This window comes from Streptomyces sp. NBC_01471 (genome assembly GCF_041438865.1).
In the GTDB taxonomy this organism is placed as follows: domain Bacteria; phylum Actinomycetota; class Actinomycetes; order Streptomycetales; family Streptomycetaceae; genus Streptomyces.
Genome location: NZ_CP109450.1, coordinates 3,600,940 through 3,613,782, shown reverse-complemented (window position 1 = coordinate 3,613,782; position 12,843 = coordinate 3,600,940). Strand labels below are relative to the sequence as shown.

Genomic DNA, 12,843 nt, shown 5'->3' with positions numbered 1-12,843 from the left:
CCCGCCGGTTCAGCTCGGGCGGACCGGTGGACCGGTCTCTCAGTTGCCGTAGCCGTCGTCGCCGTAGCCACCGTGGCTGCGGTGCTGGTCGGCGTTGACGCAGGTGTTGCCGAACGCCGGGTTCAGCAGACCGATGACGTTGACGGTGTTGCCGCAGAGGTTCACCGGGATGTGGACCGGGACCTGGATCTGGTTGCCGGAGATGACACCCGGGGAGCCGACAGCGGCACCGTGGGCTCCGGCGTCGGCGGCGGCCAGACCGGCGGAGCCGGCCAGGACGGCGCCGGTGCCCGCGAGTACGGCAGCGGCCTTCGCGATACGCGACATTGCGTTCTCCTTGGAACAGTGGAACGGGAACATTCAGGGTCAGCCGCAGCGATTCACGGTCTGACGTGTCGTTCAACGCCGTAGCGCACCGGCGGTAACGGATGACGATCAAAGTCACCGGGGTTCGGTGCGGGGCCCGCGGCCCCCGCAGAAGCGGAAGCATGCTGAGCGATGGCCCATTCGGGGCGATAGGCTCATTCGTGGCATCTGCGGCACCGCGCTGCCCGTGCCGCGCCGCCGCGGCGCTCGGTCACATCCGGCCACACCCCATCCCACCAGGGCTGATGGCATGTTGCGCATAAGGCCGGGATAAAAGTTGAGTGCACTCGACTCAGGCCGGTTGACTCGACAGGATCTGTCGTGCACTCTTGAGCCAGTTCCACTCAAGTCAGCTGGAGGATTCACCATGGCACGTGCGGTCGGCATCGACCTGGGCACGACTAACTCCGTCGTCAGCGTTCTCGAAGGCGGCGAGCCCACCGTCATCACCAACGCCGAAGGCGCCAGGACCACGCCGTCCGTCGTCGCCTTCGCCAAGAACGGCGAGGTGCTCGTCGGCGAGGTCGCCAAGCGCCAGGCAGTCACGAACGTCGACAGGACCATCCGGTCGGTCAAGCGCCACATGGGCACCGACTGGAAGATCGACCTGGACGGCAAGAGCTTCAACCCGCAGCAGATGAGCGCCTTCATCCTGCAGAAGCTGAAGCGTGACGCCGAGTCGTACCTGGGAGAGAAGGTCACCGACGCGGTGATCACCGTCCCGGCGTACTTCAACGACTCCGAGCGCCAGGCGACGAAGGAGGCCGGCGAGATCGCGGGCCTGAACGTCCTGCGCATCGTCAACGAGCCGACGGCCGCCGCGCTGGCGTACGGGCTCGACAAGGACGACCAGACGATCCTCGTCTTCGACCTCGGCGGCGGCACCTTCGACGTGTCGCTCCTTGAGATCGGTGACGGTGTCGTCGAGGTCAAGGCCACCAACGGTGACAACCACCTCGGTGGTGACGACTGGGACCAGCGCGTCGTCGACTACCTGGTGAAGCAGTTCGCCAACGGTCACGGCGTGGACCTGGCCAAGGACAAGATGGCTCTCCAGCGTCTCCGCGAAGCCGCGGAGAAGGCGAAGATCGAGCTGTCGTCCTCGACGGAGACCACGATCAACCTGCCGTACATCACGGCGTCGGCCGAGGGCCCGCTGCACCTGGACGAGAAGCTCACGCGCTCGCAGTTCCAGCAGCTCACCGCCGATCTGCTGGACCGCTGCAAGAGCCCCTTCCACAACGTCATCAAGGACGCGGGCATCCAGCTCTCCGAGATCGACCACGTCGTTCTCGTCGGTGGCTCGACCCGTATGCCGGCCGTCGCCGAGCTCGTCAAGGAGCTCACCGGCGGTCAGGACGCCAACAAGGGTGTGAACCCGGACGAGGTCGTCGCGATCGGCGCCTCGCTCCAGGCCGGTGTCCTCAAGGGCGAGGTCAAGGACGTCCTGCTCCTCGACGTGACGCCGCTGTCCCTCGGTATCGAGACCAAGGGAGGGATCATGACGAAGCTCATCGAGCGCAACACCACGATCCCGACCAAGCGTTCCGAGATCTTCACGACGGCCGAGGACAACCAGCCGTCCGTGCAGATCCAGGTCTACCAGGGCGAGCGCGAGATCGCGGCGTACAACAAGAAGCTCGGGATGTTCGAGCTGACCGGTCTGCCGCCGGCCCCGCGCGGTGTGCCGCAGATCGAGGTCGCCTTCGACATCGACGCCAACGGCATCATGCACGTCGCTGCCAAGGACCTCGGCACCGGCAAGGAGCAGAAGATGACCGTCACCGGTGGCTCCTCGCTGCCGAAGGACGAGGTCAACCGGATGCGCGAAGAGGCCGAGCAGTACGCGGACGAGGACCACAAGCGCCGCGAGGCCGCCGAGTCGCGCAACCAGGGCGAGCAGCTCGTCTACCAGACCGAGAAGTTCCTCAAGGACAACGAGGACAAGGTCCCGGGCGACGTCAAGACCGAGGTCGAGGAGGCCCTCACCGAGCTGAAGGAGAAGCTCAAGGGTGAGTCCGCCGAGGGCGACAATACAGCCGAGATCCGCACGGCCACCGAGAAGGTCGCCGCGGTCTCGCAGAAGCTCGGCCAGGCGATGTACGCGAACGCCGAGGGCGCCGCTGCCGCCGGTGGTGCGCCGGGTGCCGAGGGTACCGAGCAGGCCACCGAGGCCCCTGACGACGTGGTCGACGCCGAGATCGTGGACGACGAGAAGGACGGCCGTCAGGGAGGCGCCGCATGACGGAGGAGACTCCGGGCTTCGAGGAGGAGCCCGACGTCCCCTCCGGCGCGACCTCCGAAGACGCCGCGCCGAAGGCCGCCGGGCCCGACTCCGGGAAGGAGTCGGAGCCGGCGGCCCCGGCAGGGGACGCACAGAGCAGTCAGGACGGTCAGGAAACAGCCCTCACCGCTCAGCTGGACCAGGTCCGCACCGCGCTCAGCGAGCGCACCGGGGACCTCCAGCGGCTCCAGGCCGAGTACCAGAACTACCGCCGCCGGGTGGAGCGGGACCGGGTCCAGGTCAAGGAGGTCGCCGTCGCGACCCTCCTGTCCGAACTCCTCCCGACCCTCGACGACATCGGCCGCGCCCGCGAGCACGGCGAGCTGGTCGGCGGCTTCAAGTCGGTGGCCGAATCGCTGGAGTCGGTGGCCGCGAAGATGGGCCTCCAGCAGTTCGGCAAGGAGGGCGAGCCCTTCGACCCGACGATCCACGAGGCCCTGATGCACTCGTACGCGCCCGACATCACCGAGGACACGTGCGTGGCGATCCTGCAGCCGGGGTATCGGTTCGGCGAGCGCACCATCCGTCCCGCGCGGGTCGCGGTGGCCGAGCCCCAGCCGGGCGCGCAGGCCAAGGACGAGGCGCCGGACGAGGACAGCGGTGGCCCGGACGAGGGCTGACACGCACATCAGTAGCGACCGGAAGGAGGGACGTCGGGGATGAGCACCAAGGACTTCGTCGAGAAGGACTACTACAAGGTTCTCGGCGTCCCGAAGGACGCCACCGAGGCCGAGATCAAGAAGGCGTACCGGAAGCTCGCCCGCGAGCTGCACCCGGACGCCAACAAGAGTGACGCCAAGGCCGAGGAGCGGTTCAAGGCGGTCTCCGAGGCGAACGACGTCCTCGGCGACCCCAAGAAGCGCAAGGAGTACGACGAAGCGCGTGCTCTCTTCGGCAACGGCGGCTACCGGCCAGGGCCCGGCGCCGGCGGCGGCTCCTTCAACTTCGACCTGGGGGACCTCTTCGGAGGTACCCCGGGCGGGGGAGCGGGGCAGCAGCCGGGCGGCGCGGGCGGTTTCGGCGGCGGACTCGGGGACGTGTTCGGCGGGCTGTTCAACCGGGGCGGTCCCGGTACCACCCGCACCCAGCCGCGCCGCGGCCAGGACATCGAGTCCGAGGTGACGCTCAGCTTCACCGAGGCGGTCGACGGGGCCACAGTCCCGCTGCGGATGTCCAGCCAGGCGCCGTGCAAGGCCTGTTCGGGCACCGGCGACAAGAACGGCACCCCGCGGGTCTGCCCGACCTGCGTCGGCACCGGCCAGGTGTCGCGCGGCAGCGGCGGCGGTTTCTCACTGACCGATCCGTGTGTGGACTGCAAGGGCCGCGGGCTCATCGCCCAGGACCCCTGCGACGTCTGCAAGGGCTCCGGGCGGGCCAAGTCCTCCCGGACCATGCAGGTCCGGATCCCGGCGGGCGTCTCCGACGGCCAGCGGATCAGGCTGCGCGGCAAGGGCACCCCGGGCGAGCAGGGCGGCCCGGCCGGTGACCTCTATGTGATCGTGCATGTCGACGCCCACCCGGTCTTCGGCCGCAGGGGCGACAACCTCACCCTCACCGTGCCCGTCACCTTCACGGAGGCGGCGCTCGGCGGCGAGGTCAAGGTACCGACGCTCGGCGGACCCCCGGTCACGCTGAAACTGCCGGCGGGTACGCCCAACGGCCGTACGATGCGGGCCCGGGGCAAGGGCGCCGTACGCAAGGACGGCACCCGGGGTGACCTGCTGGTCACCGTCGAGGTCGCCGTACCGGCGGATCTCAGCGACAAGGCACGGGAGTCGCTGGAGACCTACCGCGACGCGACCGCGGGGGAGGACCCGCGCGCGGAGCTTTTCCAGGCCGTGAAGGGAGCTTGAGATGAATGGCCGCCGAGGACGCCGTGACCCCTCCATGGGGTACGAACTGACTGACGAGACCCCCGTGTACGTCATCTCGGTGGCCGCTCAGCTCTCGGGCCTGCACCCGCAGACCCTGCGCCAGTACGACCGTCTCGGCCTGGTCTCACCGGGCCGGACGGCCGGCCGGGGGCGGCGGTACTCGGCCCAGGACATCGAGCTGCTCCGTACGGTGCAGCAGCTGTCCCAGGACGAGGGCATCAACCTCGCGGGCATCAAGCGCATCATCGAGCTGGAACACCAGGTCGCCGCGCTCCAGGCCAGGGTCGCCGAGCTCTCGGCGGCCGTGGACGGCGCGGCGGTGGCCATGCAGCAGCGTGAGGCGCAGGTCCACGCCTCGTACCGCCGCGACCTGGTCCCGTACCAGGACGCGCAGCAGACCAGCGCACTGGTGGTCTGGCGGCCGAGGCCGAAGCGGTCACCGGAGTAGCTCAGTTCGCGTGTGTGAGGGGTCGTCACCCGGAGGGGTGGCGGCCCCTCATGCGTGTTCCTGGCCGTCGAGCATCCCGGACTGGGCGATGCGGACGCCCAGTTGTACGCGGTTCTGGGTGCCGAGCACGGTGGAGAGGTGGGCGATGTGGGTGCGGCAGGTGCGGACGCCGAGGTGGGGCGGAGAGACGCGGGGCAGTCTCTTCGCGCGGTGGCAGACGTCAGCTTCCCTGCTTCAGGATGCCGGACTGCGCGATCAGATAGCCGAGTTGGGCTCTGCTGCTGCTGCCCAGGGATGCGGAGAGTTTGGCGACGTGGGCCCGGCACGTCCGTACGTTCATGCCGAGGCGCCGGGCTATGGCCTCGTCGACATGTCCCTCGACCAGGAGTTGGGCGATGGAACGCTGGACCCCGGACACGCCTTCGGGGGTGGGGTTGTACGGGATCTCGTCGAGCAGCGGTGTGCCGCGCCGCCACAACTGCTCGAAGACCTTGATGAGGTACTCGACGAGTCCGGGATGCCGGAGTTCCAGGGCCACCCGGCGGTCGTCGCGCGCGGGGATGAAGGCGACCGTGCGGTCGAAGATGATCAGGCGCTCGATGAGCTCTTCGAGGGTGCGGATTTCGGCCTTGCCGCCGGATATCCGGTCGACGTAGGCGAGCGTCCCCTGGCTGTGCCTGACGGTGTGCTGGTACAGCGTCCGTATGCTGACGCCGCGGTCGATCAGGGGCCTGTCCCGCTCCAGCGCCTGAATGAGGACGTGCTCGCTGCGTCCGCCCCCCGGCTGGACCGTCAGCATCTCGGTGCCGCACTCGGCGGTGGCGAGGTTGAGGGCCGCGTTGATCCTGTCGAAGCCCTCCAGCACCGTGATCGCGTGGGTGCTTGCCGGGGTCTGGGCGCTGAGGGCCATGAACGGCTCGAAAGAGTCCGTCAGCTCGACAGACAGCCGTCTGCGGTCCTGGATCTCGCGCTCGATCGGATGCAGCCGCTGGGCAAGCGCGATGGAAGGCAGAACCGGCCGGAGCCAGTTCACGTCGTCGGGATCCGGGTGCAACAGCGCCAGTTCCACCAGGCACGGCGCTGATTCCACCTCGATGCGGGTGACGCGTCCGGTAGTCAACGCACTGGCATAGAGGCGGGCCCCCTCGTCGCACAAGTCGGTGACGGCGTGAGGGTGTGTCGGTTGTGTGGTGTTACAAGGCAAATCTCCACCCCCCAGGGTCCTGAACGTGCAAGAACATGATGCATCGTGCGTGTAGCGCTGACGTGCCGGAATAAGCCATCGTCTTGTGATGCGGGGGAGAAGACACCATCAAGTGAGGACGAAGCCGACTATGTACAAGATATTGCTTCGCTCGGCGCTTGCCGTTGCTTTCTCCGTGCCCTTGGCGTTCGGTGTTCTGGGTGGGGCGAGCCTCGGTGCGGGGGCCGACAAGGCTGCCGCTTCGTCGGACAGCGGCTGGGACATTGTGCACGCGGCGCCTCCGCCCATGGACAGCGGCTGGGACAGCTCTTCGGCATCGGCAAGCGCATGACCGTCCCACCGGACGACAGAGTCTTCCAGCGCGAGATGGCCGTCGCCTACCGCTCCGGGTGGCATTTCATCGACCTCGTCACGGCGATTCCGCGCCGTGGTGACTCGTTGATGGTCACCCTGTTCGGTGAGCCGGTGGTCGTCGTACGCGAGGACGACGGTGACGACGGTGACGTCCGCGCCTACCGGTGCCTGCGCAAGCCCCGCGGCGCCCCACAGCCTGTTCGCTGTGCCATCCGTTACGGCATGGTGTTCGTGAACCTCGACCGGCGTGACCACGAGTTGTTCGACGCCGAGCCGACCACAGCTATCCCCCGCAGTGCCTGACGCGATTCCCCCGGTGCAACAGATCGCTCAGGTGCTTCCCCCACACAGCGGCGCCACCGTGACCTGAACACGGTGGCGCCGCTGTGCTGCGCCCGGACCCGGGCGGGCCGTTCGGGCCGGACGCCGGTCAGGCGCGGCCCATCGCCCGTTCGACGCTGATCTCGATCAGGACCCGGTCCGGGTTCTCGGTCGGCGTACGCCCGTAGCGCTCGGCGTAACGCCGTACCGCCTCGGCGACGGCATCCGGCTCCGTGCGGACCCGCGCGCGCCCCTCCAGCGTCGCCCAGCGCCCCGGCGCCACCTGGCAGACCGCGACCCGCGCCCCCTCGGGGCCCGCGGCCAGGACGTTCGCGACTTTCCGCGACTTCTTGTTGGCGATGACCCGGGCGATCCCGGCCTCCGGTTCCCACGTCACGCCGACCGGCACCAGATGCGGTGAACCGTCCGGGCGCGGGGTCGTCAAGGTGCAGCGATGGAATTCGCGCCAGAAGCTGAGATAGGGCGGATCGGGGTTCCGTGGGTCAATGGCCATGGGCGCGAACCTACCCGGCTCCCGCCGCGTCCGATGGGGCAGAGATCCTGTCGGACAGGGGCGGTGGCCCTGTCCAATGCATGTTGAGTGGAATAGACTCAACTTTATGTACGTTGCTTGGGTCTAGGCACGCTGGAGCCAGGCCGGCTCGTTCTTGGCCGGCCGGCCGGCCGGCCAAGGCCATGATCCTGACGCATCGCACTGAGTCACTGCAGGGACGGACCCGCCCCGCGAGGAGGAGAGCGCACACGTGGACGCCGAGCTGACCAACAAGAGCCGGGACGCGATCACCGCGGCCAACAGCCGCGCCGTGTCCGACGGCAACCCGGACCTGACCCCCGTACATCTGCTGCTCGCCCTGCTGGAGGGCGAGGACAACGAGAACGTCATCGACCTGCTGGCCGCTGTCGAGGCGGATCAGGCGGTCGTCAGGTCCGGGGCCGAGCGGCTGCTCGGCGGGCTGCCCAGCGTGGCCGGGTCGACGGTCGCGCCCCCGCAGCCCGACCGCGAGGTGCTCGCCGTCATCGCGGACGCCTCGCAGCGCGCCAAGGAGCTGGGGGACGAGTACATCTCGACCGAGCATCTGCTCATCGGGATCGCCGCAAAGGGCGGCCAGGCCGGCGAGCTGCTGACGCAGCAGGGCGCCGGTGTGAAGAAACTGCTGGAAGCGTTCGAGACGAGCAGGGGAGGGCGCCGGGTGACCACCCCCGACCCCGAGGGTCAGTACAAAGCACTGGAGAAGTTCGGTACGGACTTCACGGCAGCCGCACGGGACGGCAAGCTCGACCCGGTCATCGGGCGGGACCACGAGATCCGCCGGGTGGTGCAGGTGCTGTCCCGGCGCACCAAGAACAACCCCGTGCTCATCGGTGAGCCGGGCGTCGGCAAGACGGCCGTCGTGGAGGGCCTCGCCCAGCGGATCATCAAGGGCGACGTGCCGGAGAGCCTCCGGAACAAGCGGCTGATCTCGCTCGACCTGGGGGCGATGGTCGCGGGTGCCAAGTACCGCGGCGAGTTCGAGGAGCGGCTGAAGTCCGTCCTGGCCGAGATCAAGGACAGCGACGGGCAGGTCATCACCTTCATCGACGAGCTCCACACCGTCGTCGGCGCGGGCGCGGGCGGCGACTCCGCGATGGACGCGGGCAACATGCTCAAGCCGATGCTGGCCCGCGGTGAGCTGCGCATGGTGGGCGCGACGACCCTGGACGAGTACCGCGAGCGCATCGAGAAGGACGCCGCCCTGGAGCGGCGCTTCCAGCAGGTGCTGGTCGCCGAGCCGTCGGTCGAGGACACCATCGCGATCCTGCGCGGGCTCAAGGGCCGGTACGAGGCCCACCACAAGGTCCAGATCGCGGACGCGGCCCTGGTCGCCGCCGCGACCCTCTCCGACCGCTACATCACATCGCGCTTCCTCCCCGACAAGGCCATCGACCTGGTGGACGAGGCCGCGTCCCGGCTGCGGATGGAGATCGACTCGTCACCCGTCGAGATCGACGAGCTCCAGCGCGCCGTCGACCGGCTGCGGATGGAGGAGCTCGCCCTCAAGAACGAGTCGGACGCCGCGTCCAAGCAGCGCCTGGAGAAGCTGCGCCGCGACCTCGCCGACCGTGAGGAGGAGCTGCGCGGACTCACCGCACGCTGGGAGAAGGAGAAGGAGGGCCTCAACCGCGTCGGTGAGCTGAAGGAGCGCATCGACGAACTCCGCGGCCAGGCCGAGCGCGCCCAGCGCGACGGCGACTTCGACACCGCGTCGAAGCTGCTGTACGGGGAGATCCCGGGCCTGGAGCAGGAGCTGGAGGAGGCCACCGAGGCCGAGCAGGAGGCCGCCAAGACCGCCGACACCAAGAGCACCATGGTCAAGGAGGAGGTCGGCTCCGACGACATCGCCGACGTGGTCGGCTCCTGGACCGGCATCCCGGCCGGCCGCCTCCTGGAGGGTGAGACGCAGAAACTGCTGCGCATGGAGGACGAGCTGGGCCGGCGCCTCATCGGCCAGACCGAAGCGGTCCGCGCCGTCTCGGACGCCGTACGCCGCACCCGCGCCGGGATCGCCGACCCCGACCGGCCCACCGGCTCGTTCCTCTTCCTCGGCCCGACCGGCGTCGGCAAGACCGAGCTGGCCAAGGCGCTCGCCGACTTCCTCTTCGACGACGAGCGGGCCATGGTCCGCATCGACATGAGCGAGTACGGCGAGAAGCACTCGGTGGCCCGGCTGGTCGGCGCGCCGCCCGGCTACGTGGGCTACGAGGAGGGCGGCCAGCTCACCGAGGCGGTGCGCAGGCGCCCGTACAGCGTGGTGCTGCTCGACGAGGTGGAGAAGGCCCACCCCGAGGTCTTCGACGTCCTGCTCCAGGTCCTCGACGACGGACGCCTCACCGACGGCCAGGGCCGCACGGTGGACTTCCGCAACACCATCCTGATCCTGACCTCGAACCTCGGCAGCCAGTACCTGGTCGACCCGCTGACCAAGCCGGAGGAGAAGAAGAAGCAGGTCCTCGACGTCGTACGGGCATCCTTCAAGCCCGAGTTCCTCAACCGCCTGGACGACCTGGTGGTCTTCTCCGCGCTGTCGGCGGACGAGCTGGCGCACATCGCGGGCCTCCAGATCGAACGGCTGGCCAAGCGCCTCGCCGACCGGCGGCTCACGCTGGACGTCACCCCCGACGCGCTGGCCTGGCTGGCGGAGGAGGGCAACGACCCGGCGTACGGCGCCCGGCCGCTGCGCCGGCTGATCCAGACGGCGATCGGCGACCGGCTCGCGAAGGAGATCCTCGCGGGCGAGGTCACCGACGGCGACACGGTCCGGGTCGAGCGGGTCGGTGACGGCCTGATCGTGGGGCGCGCGGAGCCCGCCGTCGAGCGGGCGGGCTAAGCCGGGAGCGGACACCGGCCGACAGGGCGGGGCGGGGCTTGCCACGCCCCGCCCGGCATGAGAGAGGATGGCGGGACTCGTACGAAGGGCAATTCAAGATGACCATCGACCCGTCCTCCATTCCGAACTTCGGGGGCCAGCCCGATCCGCAGGATTCAGGACCGGCGGGCCCCGTCGTTCCCGACCAGGATCTGGTCAAGCAGCTCCTCGAACAGATGGAGCTGAAGTACGTCCTGGACGACGAGGGTGACCTCGCCGCGCCGTGGGAGGAATTCCGCACGTACTTCATGTTCCGCGGTGAGGACGACCAGCAGGTCTTCTCGGTGCGGACGTTCTACGACCGCCCGCACGGCATCGAGGAGAAGGTCCAGCTCCTTGAGCTGATCGACGACTGGAACCGCCGCACACTGTGGCCCAAGGTCTACACGCACACCCACGACGACGGCAGCGTCCGGCTCATCGGTGAGGCGCAGATGCTCATCGGCACCGGCGTGGCCCTGGAGCACTTCGTGTCGTCCACGGTCAGCTGGGTCCGCGCCTCGATCGAGTTCGACAAGTGGCTCGTCGACCAGCTCGGTCTGGAGCAGGACCTGGAGTCCGGCAAGGGCGACGACCAGCCGGGCGACGACGCCTGAGCAGCCCGTGCGGAGAGCCCGGCCGGAAGGCGCTTCGGCGCCGTACCGGCCGGGCTTTCCCATGCCGGGCTGCACTGAAGGACGATGCCGGTGGCCGTGGGGGCGGTAGGCCGCTGCTGTACGCGGTCCCGCGCGCCGTTCGCGCGCCGTCGGGTGGCCCCACGCGATCCGCGCGCCGTCGGGTGGCCGGACCGGGACGTGCGGCGTGCGGGCGGCCGACCGGCCGGCCGCGGTCAGCCCTGCTTCAGCGCGGCCATGCCCTTCTGCATGTCCTCGGTGTTCATCACGGGCTGGATCTCGATCTCCGCGCCGAGCGTCTGGAAGAGCGGCTCCACGATGGCGGGCAGCAGTGAACTGTCCTGCATGTCGAAGACGAAGGTGCAGGCCCGCCCGCCCTTGATGGGGCCGAAGTAGGCCGCCTCCGGCTTGAGCCGGTCCGCCAGGGCCTGCATGATCTTCGGCAGGGTGCCGTTCTTGACCGCCTCGTTCGTGACCTGCGTGTCCATGCGCGCTCGCAGCATGACCCTCATGGCACCGCTCCTTCCGCCCACCGCGACCGGCGCGGTCCGGCCCGCGCTCCCTGAGACCCGGTGACGTCCGGCTCAGCCTTGCCCCGGGCGATCGGGGCAGCAACATCTCGGGCCCCATCCGTGGTCGCGTTCAGCCCCGGAAAGCGCGCTCCAGCCGGCCGCCCGCGTCACGGAGCACGTCGTCCCGCTTGCAGAACGTGAAACGAACTTGGCTGCGGCCCGCCTCCGGGTCGTCGTAGAACACCGAACTGGGCACCGCGACCACGCCGCACCGCTCCGGCAGCGCCCGGCAGAACGCCAGGGCGTCCTTCTCGCCGAACGGTGCGATGTCGGTGGTGATGAAGTACGTGCCCTGCGGCTCGTACACGGTGAATCCGGCGGCGCGCAGACCCGCGTCGAGCAGGTCGCGCTTGCGCAGCAGATCGGTCCGCAGGGTGGTGAAGTAGCTGTCCGGGAGCCGCAGGGCCTCGGCGACGGCGTACTGGAACGGTCCGGCGCTCACATAGGTCAGATACTGCTTCGCCGTGCGGACCGCCGCGACGAGGGCGGGGGACCCGGTGACCCAGCCGACCTTCCATCCCGTGAACGAGAACGTCTTGCCGGCCGACGAGATGGAGACGGTGCGCTCGCGCATGCCGGGCAGCGCCGCGATCGGGTGGTGGGCGCCGTCGAAGACCAGGTGCTCGTAGACCTCGTCGGTGACCACGAGCAGATCGCGTTCGCGCGCCAGTTCCGCGATGGCCGCCAGCTCGCCGGGGGTGAGGACCATACCGGTGGGGTTGTGCGGCGAGTTGAGCAGCAGCAGCCGGGTGCGGGGCGTGACGGCGTCCCGCAGGGCGTCGAGGTCGGGCCGGAAGTCCGGGGCACGGAGCGTCAGCGGTACGCGGACGGCGCCCGCCATGGCGATGCAGGCGGCGTACGAGTCGTAGAACGGCTCGAACGCGATGACCTCGTCGCCCGGTTCCAGCAGGGCGAGCATCGCGGCGGCGATTCCCTCCGTGGCCCCCGCGGTGACCAGGACCTCGGTGTCGGGGTCGAGGCCGATGCCGTAGAAGCGGCGCTGGTGGTCGGCGATCGCCGAGCGGAGCTCCGGGATGCCCGGGCCCGGCGGGTACTGGTTCCCCTTGCCCTCGCGCAGCGCCCGGACCGCGGCCTCGCGGACCTCCTCCGGACCGTCGGTGTCCGGGAAACCCTGCCCCAGGTTGATCGCGCCGGTGGCTGTGGCCAGCGCGGACATCTCCGCGAAGATCGTCGTGCCGAGTCCGTCCAGCCGGCGGTTGAGCAGCGGCCGTCCGCCGAGGTGTCCCGTGGAGCTTCCCGTAGTGGTCATGGCGGCCATCCTGCGCCGAACCTCTGGACTTCCTCAACTCCTGCTTGAGCCCGCGTGTACCGGGGATTGGCCTGTCACACGAGAAGCCCGGCAGCCGGGCGGGGGCCTACG

12 protein-coding genes are annotated in these 12,843 nt (G+C 69.4%); 7 read left to right on the top strand and 5 right to left on the bottom strand.

Annotated elements, in window-relative coordinates; genetic code table 11:
• Positions 1–39: 39 nt before the first annotated feature.
• A complete protein-coding gene (locus OG285_RS15810) occupies positions 40–327 on the bottom strand; it encodes a chaplin (RefSeq protein ID WP_356826400.1) in 288 nt (95 codons plus the stop codon).
• Positions 328–733: 406 nt separating this feature from the next.
• On the opposite strand from OG285_RS15810, the gene dnaK reads away from it, so the two are divergent.
• The 4 genes from dnaK to OG285_RS15790 are packed head-to-tail and all read left to right on the top strand — an operon-like array spanning position 734 to position 4,972.
• Entirely contained in the window at positions 734–2,611 is a 1,878-nt protein-coding gene (dnaK, locus tag OG285_RS15805) for a molecular chaperone DnaK (protein ID WP_356826398.1), read from the top strand.
• Positions 2,608–3,270, top strand: a complete 663-nt coding sequence (grpE, locus tag OG285_RS15800) for a nucleotide exchange factor GrpE (protein WP_356826396.1) — start codon at positions 2,608–2,610, stop codon at positions 3,268–3,270. Before dnaK ends, grpE begins: the two co-directional genes overlap by 4 nt.
• A 39-nt stretch (positions 3,271–3,309) precedes the next feature.
• On the top strand, positions 3,310–4,503 hold the full coding sequence (dnaJ, locus tag OG285_RS15795) for a molecular chaperone DnaJ (RefSeq protein WP_356826394.1): 1,194 nt from the start codon (positions 3,310–3,312) through the stop codon (positions 4,501–4,503).
• 1 nt (position 4,504) lies between these two features.
• Positions 4,505–4,972 carry a heat shock protein transcriptional repressor HspR gene (locus tag OG285_RS15790; RefSeq protein ID WP_356826392.1) on the top strand — a complete coding sequence of 156 codons (468 nt, stop codon included), beginning with the start codon at positions 4,505–4,507 and terminating at the stop codon, positions 4,970–4,972.
• A 220-nt stretch (positions 4,973–5,192) separates the two neighbouring features.
• On the opposite strand, the gene OG285_RS15785 is transcribed toward OG285_RS15790, so the two are convergent.
• Complete coding sequence (locus tag OG285_RS15785; protein ID WP_356826390.1) at positions 5,193–6,176, bottom strand: helix-turn-helix transcriptional regulator; 984 nt, start codon at positions 6,174–6,176, stop codon at positions 5,193–5,195.
• Between the two features lie 327 nt (positions 6,177–6,503).
• Between OG285_RS15785 and OG285_RS15780 the strand changes: the two genes are divergently transcribed.
• Positions 6,504–6,833: a (2Fe-2S)-binding protein gene (locus tag OG285_RS15780; RefSeq protein WP_356826388.1), complete on the top strand. Its 330-nt coding sequence runs from the start codon at positions 6,504–6,506 to the stop codon at positions 6,831–6,833.
• A 127-nt stretch (positions 6,834–6,960) separates the two neighbouring features.
• Here OG285_RS15780 and OG285_RS15775 read toward each other — a convergent pair whose 3' ends face one another.
• Positions 6,961–7,365 carry a TIGR03618 family F420-dependent PPOX class oxidoreductase gene (locus OG285_RS15775; RefSeq protein WP_356826386.1) on the bottom strand — a complete coding sequence of 135 codons (405 nt, stop codon included), beginning with the start codon at positions 7,363–7,365 and terminating at the stop codon, positions 6,961–6,963.
• A 250-nt stretch (positions 7,366–7,615) separates the two neighbouring features.
• Here OG285_RS15775 and clpB point away from each other — a divergent pair, with 250 nt between their 5' ends.
• Positions 7,616–10,237, top strand: a complete 2,622-nt coding sequence (gene clpB / locus OG285_RS15770; protein ID WP_371791308.1) for an ATP-dependent chaperone ClpB — start codon at positions 7,616–7,618, stop codon at positions 10,235–10,237.
• 98 nt (positions 10,238–10,335) lie between these two features.
• The gene (locus OG285_RS15765) at positions 10,336–10,872 is read left to right on the top strand and encodes a YbjN domain-containing protein (RefSeq protein WP_356826378.1); all 537 of its coding nucleotides are present in this window, start codon (positions 10,336–10,338) and stop codon (positions 10,870–10,872) included.
• A gap of 233 nt (positions 10,873–11,105) precedes the next feature.
• On the opposite strand, the gene OG285_RS15760 is transcribed toward OG285_RS15765, so the two are convergent.
• Both OG285_RS15760 and OG285_RS15755 read right to left on the bottom strand, forming a co-directional pair.
• A complete protein-coding gene (locus tag OG285_RS15760; RefSeq protein WP_356826376.1) occupies positions 11,106–11,402 on the bottom strand; it encodes a DUF3303 family protein in 297 nt (98 codons plus the stop codon).
• A 130-nt stretch (positions 11,403–11,532) separates the two neighbouring features.
• On the bottom strand, positions 11,533–12,732 hold the full coding sequence (locus OG285_RS15755) for a pyridoxal phosphate-dependent aminotransferase (protein WP_371791307.1): 1,200 nt from the start codon (positions 12,730–12,732) through the stop codon (positions 11,533–11,535).
• Positions 12,733–12,843 lie beyond the last annotated feature (111 nt).

Excerpts from the sequence above, each read along its gene's own strand:
- OG285_RS15810 (WP_356826400.1), bottom strand. The coding sequence starts at position 327 with ATGTCGCGTATCGCGAAGGCCGCTGCCGTACTCGCGGGCACCGGCGCC.
- dnaK (WP_356826398.1), top strand. The coding sequence starts at position 734 with ATGGCACGTGCGGTCGGCATCGACCTGGGCACGACTAACTCCGTCGTC.
- grpE (WP_356826396.1), top strand. The coding sequence starts at position 2,608 with ATGACGGAGGAGACTCCGGGCTTCGAGGAGGAGCCCGACGTCCCCTCC.
- dnaJ (WP_356826394.1), top strand. The coding sequence starts at position 3,310 with ATGAGCACCAAGGACTTCGTCGAGAAGGACTACTACAAGGTTCTCGGC.
- OG285_RS15790 (WP_356826392.1), top strand. The coding sequence starts at position 4,505 with ATGAATGGCCGCCGAGGACGCCGTGACCCCTCCATGGGGTACGAACTG.
- OG285_RS15780 (WP_356826388.1), top strand. The coding sequence starts at position 6,504 with ATGACCGTCCCACCGGACGACAGAGTCTTCCAGCGCGAGATGGCCGTC.
- OG285_RS15775 (WP_356826386.1), bottom strand. The coding sequence starts at position 7,365 with ATGGCCATTGACCCACGGAACCCCGATCCGCCCTATCTCAGCTTCTGG.
- OG285_RS15765 (WP_356826378.1), top strand. The coding sequence starts at position 10,336 with ATGACCATCGACCCGTCCTCCATTCCGAACTTCGGGGGCCAGCCCGAT.
- OG285_RS15760 (WP_356826376.1), bottom strand. The coding sequence starts at position 11,402 with ATGAGGGTCATGCTGCGAGCGCGCATGGACACGCAGGTCACGAACGAG.
- OG285_RS15755 (WP_371791307.1), bottom strand. The coding sequence starts at position 12,732 with ATGACCACTACGGGAAGCTCCACGGGACACCTCGGCGGACGGCCGCTG.